Annotated in this window: 15 protein-coding genes; 8 read left to right on the top strand and 7 right to left on the bottom strand. The window is 64.0% G+C overall.

Translation table 11 applies throughout. From position 1 onward, the window contains the following. The first annotated feature begins 3 nt into the window (after positions 1-3). The 4 genes from IB277_RS16025 (at position 4) to IB277_RS16010 (ending at position 2,303) form a co-directional block, all read left to right on the top strand. Positions 4-636, top strand: a complete 633-nt coding sequence (locus tag IB277_RS16025; RefSeq protein ID WP_089043143.1) for a YitT family protein — start codon at positions 4-6, stop codon at positions 634-636. A gap of 121 nt (positions 637-757) precedes the next feature. Beyond that, positions 758-1,111 (top strand): ArsC family reductase, encoded by a 354-nt coding sequence (locus IB277_RS16020; RefSeq protein WP_034804565.1) that lies wholly within the window; start codon positions 758-760, stop codon positions 1,109-1,111. Positions 1,112-1,132: 21 nt separating this feature from the next. Further along, positions 1,133-1,606, top strand: coding sequence for a Cys-tRNA(Pro) deacylase (gene ybaK, locus IB277_RS16015; RefSeq protein WP_090296298.1), 474 nt, complete (start codon positions 1,133-1,135; stop codon positions 1,604-1,606). A gap of 109 nt (positions 1,607-1,715) precedes the next feature. Beyond that, positions 1,716-2,303, top strand: a complete 588-nt coding sequence (locus tag IB277_RS16010) for a dual specificity protein phosphatase family protein (protein WP_060519626.1) — start codon at positions 1,716-1,718, stop codon at positions 2,301-2,303. A 264-nt stretch (positions 2,304-2,567) separates the two neighbouring features. Here the strand turns inward: IB277_RS16010 and IB277_RS16005 are convergent, their stop codons facing one another. Then, on the bottom strand, positions 2,568-3,023 hold the full coding sequence (locus IB277_RS16005) for a MarR family winged helix-turn-helix transcriptional regulator (RefSeq protein WP_246812749.1): 456 nt from the start codon (positions 3,021-3,023) through the stop codon (positions 2,568-2,570). 84 nt (positions 3,024-3,107) lie between these two features. Here IB277_RS16005 and IB277_RS16000 point away from each other — a divergent pair, with 84 nt between their 5' ends. The 3 genes from IB277_RS16000 to IB277_RS15990 all read left to right on the top strand — a co-directional run bounded on the left by IB277_RS16000 (position 3,108) and on the right by IB277_RS15990 (position 6,093). Beyond that, entirely contained in the window at positions 3,108-3,779 is a 672-nt protein-coding gene (locus IB277_RS16000; RefSeq protein WP_110818593.1) for a glutathione S-transferase family protein, read from the top strand. Between the two features lie 93 nt (positions 3,780-3,872). Then, entirely contained in the window at positions 3,873-4,751 is an 879-nt protein-coding gene (locus tag IB277_RS15995) for an MBL fold metallo-hydrolase (RefSeq protein ID WP_244546756.1), read from the top strand. Positions 4,752-4,839: 88 nt separating this feature from the next. After that, positions 4,840-6,093 (top strand): aminopeptidase, encoded by a 1,254-nt coding sequence (locus IB277_RS15990; RefSeq protein ID WP_034804607.1) that lies wholly within the window; start codon positions 4,840-4,842, stop codon positions 6,091-6,093. Between the two features lie 90 nt (positions 6,094-6,183). On the opposite strand, the gene IB277_RS15985 is transcribed toward IB277_RS15990, so the two are convergent. The 3 genes from IB277_RS15985 to IB277_RS15975 all read right to left on the bottom strand — a co-directional run bounded on the left by IB277_RS15985 (position 6,184) and on the right by IB277_RS15975 (position 8,187). Further along, positions 6,184-6,582: a VOC family protein gene (locus IB277_RS15985; protein ID WP_034804610.1), complete on the bottom strand. Its 399-nt coding sequence runs from the start codon at positions 6,580-6,582 to the stop codon at positions 6,184-6,186. Between the two features lie 21 nt (positions 6,583-6,603). Then, positions 6,604-7,233 (bottom strand): RNA polymerase sigma factor, encoded by a 630-nt coding sequence (locus tag IB277_RS15980; RefSeq protein WP_090296431.1) that lies wholly within the window; start codon positions 7,231-7,233, stop codon positions 6,604-6,606. Between the two features lie 75 nt (positions 7,234-7,308). Beyond that, entirely contained in the window at positions 7,309-8,187 is an 879-nt protein-coding gene (locus tag IB277_RS15975) for an EamA family transporter (RefSeq protein ID WP_110818555.1), read from the bottom strand. Between the two features lie 89 nt (positions 8,188-8,276). Here IB277_RS15975 and IB277_RS15970 point away from each other — a divergent pair, with 89 nt between their 5' ends. Beyond that, entirely contained in the window at positions 8,277-8,771 is a 495-nt protein-coding gene (locus tag IB277_RS15970; RefSeq protein ID WP_029742901.1) for a MarR family winged helix-turn-helix transcriptional regulator, read from the top strand. 6 nt (positions 8,772-8,777) lie between these two features. Here IB277_RS15970 and IB277_RS15965 read toward each other — a convergent pair whose 3' ends face one another. The 3 genes from IB277_RS15965 to xseA form a co-directional block, all read right to left on the bottom strand. Then, positions 8,778-9,368, bottom strand: coding sequence for an NAD(P)H-dependent oxidoreductase (locus IB277_RS15965; RefSeq protein ID WP_090296288.1), 591 nt, complete (start codon positions 9,366-9,368; stop codon positions 8,778-8,780). A gap of 165 nt (positions 9,369-9,533) precedes the next feature. After that, on the bottom strand, positions 9,534-10,118 hold the full coding sequence (locus IB277_RS15960) for a chloramphenicol phosphotransferase CPT family protein (protein ID WP_090296286.1): 585 nt from the start codon (positions 10,116-10,118) through the stop codon (positions 9,534-9,536). A 66-nt stretch (positions 10,119-10,184) separates the two neighbouring features. Continuing rightward, positions 10,185-11,789 carry an exodeoxyribonuclease VII large subunit gene (gene xseA, locus IB277_RS15955; protein ID WP_029742898.1) on the bottom strand — a complete coding sequence of 535 codons (1,605 nt, stop codon included), beginning with the start codon at positions 11,787-11,789 and terminating at the stop codon, positions 10,185-10,187.

The following is an 11,789-nucleotide window of genomic DNA, read 5'->3' as shown; positions in this document are numbered from 1 at the left end:
ATGATGGCCGAGCACAGCATCGACGCGACAGAAACCCCGACTGAACGCCATCGCCTCTACGAGGATGCGCTGGCGATCCTGACGGGCACGCTGATCATGTCGCTCGGCATCATCATCTACAGCAAGGCGATGCTGCTCACGGGCAGCACGTCGGGCCTGGCACTGCTTCTGCAATATGCGACCGGCGCCGAGTTCTGGCTGGTCTTTTCGCTCGTCAACCTGCCCTTCTACGTCCTGGCGGTCAAACGGCTCGGCTGGATGTTTGCGCTGCGCACCTTCATCGCCGTCAGCCTCGTCTCGCTGTTTTCTCGGCTGACGGCCGGCTGGGTGGAGATCGCCCGGCTTGACCCGATCTACGCGGCGGTTGTCGGCGGCGGGCTGATGGGCATGGGCCTGTTGATCCTCTTTCGCCATCGCACCGGGCTTGGCGGCATCAACATCGTCGCGATCTATCTCCAGGAAAGGTTCGGCATCCGTGCCGGCTATTTCCAGCTGGCGGTCGATCTCACCATTCTGGCTGCCGCCTTCTTCGTGTTGCCGCCATCGAACCTGGTGCTCTCGGTGATCGGGGCCGCTGTCGTCAACATGACGCTGGCGATCAATCACAAGCCGGGACGCTACGCCGGCGTGACCTGACGCAAGGTCTCGGTCTTCCCTCCCGCGCATCGGGCGGCTATCACTCCTGCCACGCTTTGAAATTGCGCGATTCCCAGCGGCGCGGCCGTTCGGAATTGCTCGCTGCGGCTGGAGCATGGGAATGACGGTTACGATTTACGGCATCAAGAACTGCGACACGATGAAGAAGGCCCGCACCTGGCTCGACGGCCGGGGCATCGCCTATCGCTTCCACGACTATAAGGCCGAGGCCATCGACCGCCCGCATCTCGAGCGCTGGTGCAAGGAGGCCGGATGGGAAACGGTGCTGAACCGCGCCGGCACGACTTTCCGCAAGCTCGACGAGGCCGACAGGCAGGGCCTCGACGAACAGAAGGCGATTGCGCTGATGCTCGCCCAACCCTCGATGATCAAGCGTCCGGTGCTCGAAGCGGACGGCAATCTGCTGATCGGCTTCAAGCCGGACCTCTACGAGGCCGTACTCGCCAAAGCCTGACCCCCATTTGGAGCGACGACGATGTCGAAGACCACGCGCGCCACGCAGATGCTTTCGAAGGCCGGTGTCACCTTCAGCGTGCATGCCTATGACTATGATCCCAATGCGGAGCGCGTCGGCCTGCAGGCAGCCGAGGCGCTCGGCGAGGATCCGAGCCGGGTGCTGAAGACGCTGATGGCTGAAGTCGACGGCAAGCCGGTCTGCTGCGTCGTTCCCTCGGATCGTGAGGTCAGCATGAAGAAGCTCGCCGCCGCCTTCGGCGGCAAGTCGGCGGCGATGATGAAGCCGGCGGATGCCGAGCGGCTGACCGGTTACCATGTCGGCGGCATCAGCCCGTTCGGCCAGAAAAAACATGTGCCGACGGCAATCGAGGAGGCCGCACTTGCCGAAGTGCAGGTCTACATCAATGGCGGACAGCGCGGTCTGCAGGTGCGGCTTGCACCCCGCGACGCCCAAACCGCGCTAAAGGCGATCGCGGCACCGCTCATCGCCTGAGGCACTGCCATCAAAATATCACAGATGCCTTATACGAGCCGCTGATGCGGGGACGAAATGTGCAATTTTTGCATGCACGCCCGCCTTGGAACGGCGTCGGGTCTCTCACATGGCATTTGCAAGATTTCCCAGCGCGAAGCGTCTTCTGAAGCGCCTCGCCGTCGGCACGGCTGCGCTCGTCGCGGCCCTAGTCATCTACCTCGTCGGTCTTCAGTGGACCGGCAATTTCCATACGCTCGTGGCCGGTGAGGTCTACCGTTCGGCACAGCCGACGCCGGAGGCGATCGCCGCCTATTCCAAGGCCTACGGCATCCGCACCATTCTCAACCTGCGCGGCGAAAAGCCGGACGAGCGCTGGTATCGCGAAGAGGTTGCCGCCGCCGAGCGCAACGGTATCCGGCTCATCAACTTCCCCATGTCCGCTTCGGCCGAGATCGACCGCAAGGAAACCGACGCGCTGATGGCGATCCTCAGGGACGCGCCAAAGCCGCTTCTGATCCACTGCAAGGCCGGCGCCGACCGCACCGGCCTCGTCTCGACGATCTACCTGCAGCAGATCGCAGGGGTCGACGAGGAAACGGCCGAGTGGCAGCTTTCGCCGCTCTATGGACACGTGGCCATTCCCTATCTCTCCGGCACCTTCGCCATGGACGAGACCTGGGAAGCGCTGGAGAAGTCGTTCGGGCTGAGCAGCTAGGCGACGACGGCGTCCCAGATTGACGCTCGTTCCGGCGGGGCCCCTCATCCGGCCTGCCGGCCACCTTCTCCCCACAAGCGGGGCGAAGGAGACGCATGGCACCCGTTCGTCTCAGCAACGACGACCTCCCTCTCCTGTGACGGCTCCGGTCGGCGGCGCTACGAACAGCACGCCAGCACGCCCCCTCTCCCCACCTGCGGGGTAACTTGCCTGGAAGGCGCTACCCGATCGTTCGCCGGTACCCTGTTTGAGAACTGACGTGCTCTACCTGAGCTTCGCCAGCAGCCCCGTGAGCTGCCGCGCCTCCGCTTCTGTCAGCCGGGCGCCGACATGGGACTCTATCGAAGGCCCATAAGTCTGCCACATGCGCGCGCGCAGCGCCCTTCCGGCCTCGGTGACGACAACCCATTGGCCGCGACCGTCGGCGTCGAAGGCTTCGCGACGGACCAACCCCTCTTTGACCAGGCGATCGATCAGGCGGGACAAGTTATACTGCGCGAGCAAGGTGCGCGCCTCGATCTCGAAGGGCCGCAGCCGGCCGTCTTCGGCCTGAACCAGTTCCCACAACACGTCGTACCAGCCAAGCGGTGGCAGGCTGGCCCCCTTGAAATCGGCCTCGATCCGAGCAAGCACGCATTCCCGTGCGCGCATCAGCCCGATCCAGGCCGCGGTCGTTTCGGGGCCAGGGCCCTTCTCGTCGATTTTCGTCTCTTTGCTCATAGATGCAATTACATCCATCTTGAAAGTCGAAGCAAGCCCACATACATGCATATGCATCTACTTTACCTCAACCGGGAGATTGCCATGCTTACCCTCGTCAGCCACCATCTCTGCCCCTATGTGCAGCGTGCCTCGATCGCGCTCGACGAAAAAGGCGTTCGCTTCGAGCGGACCTATATCGACCTCAAGGCCAAGCCCGACTGGTTCCTGAAAATCTCCCCGCTCGGCAAGGTGCCGCTGTTGCAGGTGCCGCAGCAGAGCGGCGAAACGGTACTGTTTGAAAGCTCCGTCATCGCCGAATATGTCGAGGAAAGCCAAGCCGGCCCGAAGCTTCACCCCGAAGATGCGCTGGAGCGCGCCCGTCATCGCGGCTGGATGGAATTCGGCTCGTCGATCCTTTCGGATCTCTGGGGCTTCGAGACTGCTCAGGACCGGGAAACCTACGAACAGAAACGCCAGGCGGTGGCCGGCAAACTTGCGACCATGGAAGCGGCACTTGGCGAAGGTCCCTACTTTGCCGGTACACAATTTTCGCTCGTCGATGCGGTCTTCGCACCGATCTTCCGTTACTTCGATCTCTTCGACACGCTTGCAGATCACGGCATTTTCGACGGACTCGATCGTGTCGGCGCCTGGCGCAAGGCGCTCGCCGAGCGGCCGAGCGTCAAGGCGGCCGTGACGCCGGATTACGGTGAGCGGCTGATGACCTTCCTCAGGGAGCACGACGCCTATCTGCTGCGCGCCGGACAGGCATAGCGAAGAGCGCGTGATCACGCCGTCCTTCAGTTTGGCGCGCGCCTGCTCTATGACAGGGCGCAAGCCATGCTGGAGGAGCGCCTTGTGACCGACATGATCTCGACCCTTACGGTTCTTGAGCCCTATCCCGGCGTCTATGCCTACTATGACGGGCGTGTTGCCGGAGTGCGGCTCTATTCGCAGGCGGCGAACTGGCTCGATGACGGCGCCTACGAACTCGGCGTCGCCTCCTATGCCATCGTCGACGGCGCGCAAGCGCTGGTCTACGACACGCATATCTCGCTCGATCACGCCCGGGCGATCCGCAACCATCTCGAAAGCCTTGGCGTCACCGCGATCCGCGTCGTGCTCAGCCATTGGCATAAGGACCATGTGGCCGGAAATGCGGTCTTTGCCGATTGCGAGATCATCGCCCTCAAGCTGACGGCAGCGAAACTTGAAGAAAACCGCGAGAAGATCGAAACGGCGACGCCGCCGATCCAGCCCCTCGTGATGCCGAACCGCCTGTTCGACGAGACGCTTGCACTGACCGTCGGCGCACGCCGGGTCGAACTGCATCACTTCGCCATCCATAGCGCCGATGGCAACGTGATCTGGCTGACCGAGGAGAAGTTGCTGCTGGCGGGCGATACGCTTGAGGATACGACGACCTTCATCAGCGAGGCTGAGCAGACGGCGACGCACATCGCGGAACTCAAGCGCCTGCGGCAATGGCAGATTGCTCGGATTCTACCCGCCCATGGCGACCGCGAACGCATCGCCAGCGGCGGCTACGGACCGAAACTGATCGATGCCAATCGCGGCTATCTCGAGCGGCTGACCCGCGCGATCGCGACCGGTTCTGCCATCGGCACACTCAAGGAATTCGCCGCCGAGGATATCGCCTCCGGCGCGATCCTCTATTTCGCGCCTTATGAGGCTGTGCACAGGAGCAATGTCGAGCGGGTGCGTGCGGCCCTCGGCGCGCGCTGATTGCACGAAACCTCCCGGGCTCAGCCTTCATTTTCGCCGCAAAGCACTCTAAGTCTTCTTCTTCCGATTTCAGAAAGACAGGTAGATCATGACCTTTCCCGCCAATACGCCCGATCCGATCGACCCGGTGAAACTCGACAAGCTCGCGGAAGTCGCGATCCAGGTCGGCCTGCAGCTTCAGCGCGGTCAGGACCTTGTCATGACTGCGCCGGTCGCGGCGATGCCGCTTGTTCGCCTGATCACCAAGCACGCCTACAAGGCCGGTGCCGGCCTCGTGACGACGCTCTATTCGGACGAGGACACGACGCTTTCGCGTTATGCCTATGCACCGGACGAGAGCTTCGACCGGGCAAGCGACTGGCTGTTCAAGGGCATGGCCGAAGCTTTCGCCGGTGGTGCAGCGCGGCTTGCGATCTCCGGCGACAACCCGATGATGCTTTCGGCGCAGGATCCGGCCAAGGTGGCGCGGGCCAACAAGGCAAATTCCATTGCCTATAAGCCGGCGCTCGAAAAGATCTCGAACTTCGACATCAACTGGAACATCGTTTCCTACCCGAACCCGTCCTGGGCGAAGCTCGTCTTCCCGAACGACCCGGAAGAGGTTGCCGTCGAGAAGCTCGCCAACGCCATCTTCGCCGCCTCGCGCGTCGATGTCGCCGATCCGGTGGCCGCCTGGAAGGAGCACAACGCCAACCTCGCCCGGCGCTCGGCCTGGCTGAACGGCGAGCGCTTTGCCGCGTTGCACTTTACCGGCCCGGGCACCGATCTGACCGTCGGGCTTGCCGATGGCCATCTCTGGTGCGGCGGCGCATCGGAGGCCAAGAACGGCGTCACCTGCAACCCGAACATCCCGACCGAGGAAGTGTTCACGACGCCGCATGCGCTGCGCGTCGAAGGCCATGTCTCCTCGACCAAGCCGCTGTCGCACCAGGGCACGCTGATCGACAACATCCAGGTGCGTTTCGAGGGCGGCCGGATCGTCGAAGCCAAGGCATCGCGCGGCGAGGAAGTACTGAACAAGGTGCTAGACACCGACGAGGGCGCGCGCCGGCTCGGCGAAGTGGCTCTGGTGCCGCATTCCTCGCCGATCTCGGCAAGCGGCATCCTGTTCTACAACACGCTGTTTGATGAAAACGCCTCGTGCCACATCGCGCTCGGCCAGTGCTATTCCGGCTGTTTCGTCGACGACACCAAGCTGACGCCGGAACAGATCCGCGCCCAGGGCGGCAATTCCAGCCTGATCCACATCGACTGGATGATCGGTTCGGGCCAGGTCGACATCGACGGCGTGCGCGCCGATGGTAGCCGCGTTCCGGTCATGCGAAAGGGTGAATGGGCCTGATCACGGCCCCTCCCCGGCCTCGTCCGACCTGAAAGGCTTGTGGCCGCCACAACACATGCGGCGGCCTTTTCTATTGGGGAAACTGCCCCTTCAGCCGTTGGCAGCCCGCTTCAGACGCGGCATCTCCGCCGATTGGTAGAGGGACAGCACGTGGCCATCGGGATCGGCGAATTCTGCCGACCAGCCGCCGGGCGCATGGCTCACCGGCGTGACGATGGTGGTTCCCTTTTCAGCGAGGCCCGCGACCACATCGTCGATGCCGCCCTCGGCGAGATCGAACACGACGATCGGTGTGTTGCCCGGCTTGCTCTCCACGACGAAGAAGATCAACTCGACCTCGTCTTCTATCTTCGCCATCAGCCAGGAACCGGCTTCGTCGTCCTCCATGCGCTGGACGTTGAGACCCAGAACATCACGGTAGAAGGCTTCCGTGCGGGTGAGATCCGAGACGAAGTAGCAGATGGCCCCGATACGTGGTTTCGACAACATTGGTTGCTTCCCTTGTGTTTGTTACGCCGGCTTGTTGCCGCCGGTTGCCGTTTCGTGAGACACGCGCGGCGAAAAATTGATCGCGAAGAGATGGCCGTCCGGATCGTGGCTGGCAAAGGCGGCGCGGCCGCCGCGGGTGACCGGCAGCAGGGCCTGACGAATACGGCCGCTTTCGAGCGGATAGCGAAGTCCGGTCAGCTCCAGATTGGTCTCGACATGGCCGGCATCGCGCCAGGCCCGGCGCAGCATCAGGATGCGCTGGCGCAGCGCTTCATCGGAAATGCCGAGGAGATGACGGATTTCGAGGCGATTGTGGCCGCCGATCGCCAGCAGCATCACGATCCTGAGGCTCGGGGAAAGCGTGACGGCGAAGGCCAGCGGATCGCCAGAGCGCCGCTCTTCCACTTCGGGAACGTCCGCTTGGAGCTCCCGGCGCAAACGGCGAGCAGCGGTGCGCGCCTGCATCGCTGCGAGCTTGCGGAGAACACCGCAGAACCAGGCGCGATCGCCGCCGGTTGGAAAACGCCCTGCCTTGAGCGCGACGATCAGCGCCTCATGCAGCAAATCCTCCGCTTCGGCCGCACGGCGGCTTTGCCGCCTCGCGAAACGGAGGAGATCGGAATAGAGCGCTGGCGTCAGATGCTCGGTCATCAGGGCGTGCGCTTCTTTGAGGATTGACGTTGCCGGCAATGTGAAGCGCATGCGCTGTGGTTGCAAGCCCTGCTTTCAGGCGCGCGCCGGTCGCACCTTCGGGGCGAGTTGCGCGCGCTGGCTGAGCCAGACGCTGGCGAAGACGACGAGGATGCCGAGCGCCTGCACCGGCGTCAGTTGCTCGCCGAGCACGCCCCAGCCGAGCAGGATGGCAACGACCGGGCTCAGGAAACCGAGCGGCGAGACGGCAGAAGGTTCGAGGCGCGACAGGCCGCGGAACCAGAGCAGATAGGTGAAGGCGGCGCCGATCAGGCCGAGATAGGCGAGACCGAAGACGTTGGCGGTGGTCAGCGACGGCAGCGACGGCTCGAAGAACAGCGCCACCGGCACGAGCATGAGGCCACCGGCCGCCAATTGCCAGGCAGTGAAGGTGAGCGGCGGAACCGGCGGCGCCCAGTGGCGGCTCAGCACCGTGCCGAAGGCCATGGAGACGGCTCCGGCGAGACCAGCGAGCACCCCGAGCGGATCGAGCGCGGCGCCCGGCGTCAACACCAGCAGGGCGACGCCGGCAATGCCCGCAAGGCCGGCAACCACGCTGAGCAGGCGGATCGGCGAGCCCAGGAAGACGCGCGACAACAGGATGACGATCAGCGGCTGAACGGCACCGACGGTTGCGGCGACGCCGCCTGGCAGCCTGTAAGCGGAAACGAACAGCATGGCCCAGAAGAAGGAGAAGTTGAGCGCGCCGAGCACGAAGGTCCGCGGCCACCAGATACCGTCCGGCAGGCGCCGCACAATCAGGAGCAGGAGCAACCCCGCCGGCAGGGCCCGCAGCATGGCAACCGTCAACGGATAGCCAGACGGCAGGAACTCTGTGGTGACGAGATAGGTGCTGCCCCAGATGGCCGGTGCCAGCGCGGTCAAGGCAAGGTCGACGGTGCGGTTCGAAGTCATATCTTTACCTCAAGAATCTCTATATCAAGATAAAATGACGATAACGCGGTTTATCTCTAAGTCAAGATACTCTATGCTGAGATAAATGCATGGAGGTTTTGATGGATCGCGTCGACAGGATTTTGGCCCAATGGCACCGGGAGCGGCCGGACCTCGATGTTTCGGCCATGGGCCTGCTTGGCCGGCTCTCACGGGTTTCGACACATATCGCCCGGGAAATCGAGAAGTCGTTCTCCGAGCGCGGATTGAATGCGTCGAGCTTCGACGTGCTCGCGACGCTTCGTCGGTCCGGACCGCCCTATCGGCTTTCGCCCGGAGAACTTCTGGATACGACCATGGTCAGCTCCGGCACCATGACCAACCGCATCGACCAGCTTGAAAAGGCCGGGCTCGTCGAACGGATCGCCAATCCCGAGGACAGGCGGGGGGTGATCATCGCCTTGACGGACGAGGGCTTGCGCCGTGTCGACGAGGCCGCGACCGCGCATGTGGCAAACCAGCATCGCGTCGTTTCCGCGCTGTCGCCCGAGGAACGCGTAGTGCTCAACGCACTGCTGCGCAAATATCTCGCGACCTTCGAGTAGCCGCGATCACAAACTGGAGGCAAGCCGACGGACACGCTCCAGATGCGCCTTGCGCTTGGCGTCGGTCGCCCGGTCCATGTCGTGCAGCGCGAGCATGCGGAAGTTCAGTCCCTTGGCGCAGAAGGCGGCGATGCCGCGCTTCAAAAGCCGCTTCACCGGATTACCCATGTAGAGATGCACCACCCACCAGGGCGAGCCGGTCGTCGTCAGCGCCCAGAAGAGCTTGATATTGTGGAGCCGCGGGATGATGCGGCCGCCGGCCGGGTCGTTGTCGAAGGCGATGCCCGGCGCAAAGACGCGATCGAAGAAGCCCTTCAGGATCGCCGGAAAATTGAACCACCATTGCGGGAAGACGAGCACCAGCCCATCGGCCGCCTGCAGCCGGCCGATCCAATCTGCCGCGCCTGACCGATCATAGGTGTCGGTGAAGTAACTGCCGCGCTCGGCGACGCTGAGGCGCGGATCGAAATCCTCGCGATAGAGATCGAGTAAGTCGACCGAATGTCCCCTCGCCTCCAAGGCGGCGCGCGCTTCACGCGCCACGTTCGCGGCAAAACTGTCTTCGAGCGGGTGGGCAAGCACGAGCAGAATGCGCATGCGGTGTTCCTAACATATCGATCTGGAATCAAGATCCGTCGCCGGGAAAATGAGCTTAAAAATCAACCGAATACAATGCCGTTTTTCGCGACCGTCAGGCCGCGCCGAGGAGGCAGTCATGCGAGCCGACACGCTCGCTCCCTAGACCGCCAGCAGCCGCCTTCTTCAGAACGGGGATTTGCCCGATCCTGCCCGGGCTTCCAGCGCCAGTGTGTCGAAGACGGAGGGCGAGCGGCGCACTGACCAGGCGGAAATCAATTGCGCGGCGGCGTCATCGGCGGCCTGTCCCGGACCAAGCTCCAGATCGTAACACTGTCCGACGTGAATGCGGTGAAAATCATCTGCGGCGCTGCCGATCGGCCGGTCGGCGCGAAGCCGTTCGCGCCGGATGAGTTCGTCGCGTTCACAATGAAGCGCGACAAAAAACACATCGAACGGCTGAAGCATCACCGCGAGCTCAGACGCCCAGCCGGGCTCTTCGAGAATGTGCTCCAGCAGGAGATTGTTGCCGGCTGACGCATAGGCGACCAGCGAGCGGTGAAAACCGTCGAAGAAACGCGCCCGGTGTTCCTTCCAACGAAAATCGCCGCGGCGGAACCTTTCCATTGGCACCGTCCCCGAAGCGCGAAGATGGTCGATCGAAACATGCCAGAACGGCGCGCCGATCTGCGCCTGGACCGCCCGCGCCAGCGTCGATTTCCCGCTGCTGGAAGCGCCGTGGATGAAGATAATCTTGGCTCGCTCGACCATGCCGGGCTCCGTCACTTTCTTGCGAACGCTGGCGTTATGTCGTCGGCATGACAGCGTGATGACGCGCTAGAACAGGTTGCCCTGTTTCGGCGGGTCTCCCGCCGGGTCTGCGGGCTTCGGCTGCTTCTTGCGGGGCGCCGTCGGCGGAGAACCTGGCTCGCCCTCCCCGTCGCCGGCAATCGCCGACACGCGACCGTCGGCAAATTCCAGGCTTAGCGTCATCCCGACCGAGACGGACGCAGCCTGGCGCACCGGCCCGCCTTCGGCATCGCGCACCAGCGCAAAACCGCGCTGCAGGACGTTACGATAGGAAAGCGACTGCAGGATGCGATCCTGGGCGACGATGACGCTGCGCAGGCGTCGCACGTCGGCGCGCACGGCCGCATCGGACCGGGCAGCAAGCCCGGCGACGCGATCGGATGCCCGATGGATCTGGCCGATGAGGCGCGAGGGCAAGGCGCGCAGCGCAGCGTCGGCCGCAGAAACCCGCGCCTCGCCGCGATGGACTTGCCGCTCGACGATGCGGTCGGCCTTGTTCATGGCGTCGACCAGGCGCTGGCGACGCTCGGAAAGCTTGCCCTTGAGAAGATCGGCACGCAGCTCGGCAGACACGCGTTCGAACTGACGACGCTTGTTGGCCGTGTTCATCGTGAGCCCGCGCCCGAGCCCGAGTGCAGCCTCGTCGAAACGGCGGCGCGGCAGCGCCAGCAACTGGTCGAGCGACGGCAGCGCCCGCGCCAGAGACCGCACCGCCTGGCGGCGATTGTCCATCTGGCGCCCGACAGCCGACTTGAGGCGTGCCGACAGGCCGGAGAGACCGGCTTCGAGATCGGCCCTGACCGGCACCGCCATTTCCGCAGCACCCGTCGGCGTCGGCGCGCGCTGGTCGGCGGCATAGTCGATCAGCGTCCAGTCGGTCTCGTGGCCGACGGCCGAAATCAGCGGGATCCCGGAGGCGGCGGCGGCGCGCACGACGGCCTCGTCGTTGAAGCCCCAGAGGTCTTCGAGGCTGCCGCCGCCACGCGCGACGATCAGGACATCCGGCCGCGCAATCGGCCCGCCGGGCTCGATCGCGTTGAAGCCGCGGATCGCCGCTGCCACCTCGTCACCCGAGCCATCGCCCTGCACGCGAACCGGCCAGACGACGACATGGACGGGAAAGCGGTCGGCGATGCGGTGCAGGATGTCGCGGATGACGGCACCGGTCGGCGACGTCACGACGCCGATCACCTTGGGCATATAGGGCAGCTGCCGCTTGCGATTGGCGTCGAACAGCCCTTCGGCGGCCAGCTTGCGCTTGCGCTCTTCGAGCAGCGCCATCAGCGCGCCGGCGCCGGCCGGTTCCATCGTCTCGATAACGATCTGATACTTCGACGAACCCGGGAAGGTCGTGACCTTGCCGGTCGCGATCACCTCCATGCCCTCTTCCGGACGGAAGCGCAGGCGCGAGAAGGTGCCCTTCCAGATGACTGCATCGATGCGCGCCCGATCGTCCTTGAGCGCGAAATAGGCGTGGCCCGACGAATGAGGGCCGCGATAGCCGGAGATTTCGCCGCGCACGCGCACCTGGTCGAAGGCCTGTTCGACCGTTCGCTTGATCGAGCCCGAAAGCTCGGACACCGAATATTCGGTGAGGTTGCTCGGAGAATCGCTGTCGAAGAAAGAGGCCAT

Origin of the sequence: Ensifer sp. ENS07 (assembly GCF_014852185.1) — a bacterium.
In the GTDB taxonomy this organism is placed as follows: Bacteria; Pseudomonadota; Alphaproteobacteria; order Rhizobiales; family Rhizobiaceae; genus Ensifer; species Ensifer adhaerens.
The sequence above is the reverse complement of the archived record's forward strand: the minus strand, read 5'-3'. Positions and strand labels throughout refer to the sequence as shown.

Bases quoted from the DNA above. Each gene is read 5' to 3' on its own strand.
- ybaK (WP_090296298.1), top strand. From the start codon at position 1,133: ATGTCGAAGACCACGCGCGCCACGCAGATGCTTTCGAAGGCCGGTGTC.
- IB277_RS16010 (WP_060519626.1), top strand. From the start codon at position 1,716: ATGGCATTTGCAAGATTTCCCAGCGCGAAGCGTCTTCTGAAGCGCCTC.
- IB277_RS15975 (WP_110818555.1), bottom strand. From the start codon at position 8,187: ATGACTTCGAACCGCACCGTCGACCTTGCCTTGACCGCGCTGGCACCG.
- IB277_RS15985 (WP_034804610.1), bottom strand. From the start codon at position 6,582: ATGTTGTCGAAACCACGTATCGGGGCCATCTGCTACTTCGTCTCGGAT.
- IB277_RS16000 (WP_110818593.1), top strand. From the start codon at position 3,108: ATGCTTACCCTCGTCAGCCACCATCTCTGCCCCTATGTGCAGCGTGCC.
- IB277_RS15990 (WP_034804607.1), top strand. From the start codon at position 4,840: ATGACCTTTCCCGCCAATACGCCCGATCCGATCGACCCGGTGAAACTC.
- IB277_RS15970 (WP_029742901.1), top strand. From the start codon at position 8,277: ATGGAGGTTTTGATGGATCGCGTCGACAGGATTTTGGCCCAATGGCAC.
- IB277_RS15960 (WP_090296286.1), bottom strand. From the start codon at position 10,118: ATGGTCGAGCGAGCCAAGATTATCTTCATCCACGGCGCTTCCAGCAGC.
- IB277_RS16020 (WP_034804565.1), top strand. From the start codon at position 758: ATGACGGTTACGATTTACGGCATCAAGAACTGCGACACGATGAAGAAG.
- IB277_RS15965 (WP_090296288.1), bottom strand. From the start codon at position 9,368: ATGCGCATTCTGCTCGTGCTTGCCCACCCGCTCGAAGACAGTTTTGCC.
- IB277_RS15980 (WP_090296431.1), bottom strand. From the start codon at position 7,233: ATGACCGAGCATCTGACGCCAGCGCTCTATTCCGATCTCCTCCGTTTC.
- IB277_RS15995 (WP_244546756.1), top strand. From the start codon at position 3,873: ATGATCTCGACCCTTACGGTTCTTGAGCCCTATCCCGGCGTCTATGCC.
- xseA (WP_029742898.1), bottom strand. From the start codon at position 11,789: ATGGCCTCTTTCTTCGACAGCGATTCTCCGAGCAACCTCACCGAATAT.
- IB277_RS16005 (WP_246812749.1), bottom strand. From the start codon at position 3,023: ATGAGCAAAGAGACGAAAATCGACGAGAAGGGCCCTGGCCCCGAAACG.
- IB277_RS16025 (WP_089043143.1), top strand. From the start codon at position 4: ATGGCCGAGCACAGCATCGACGCGACAGAAACCCCGACTGAACGCCAT.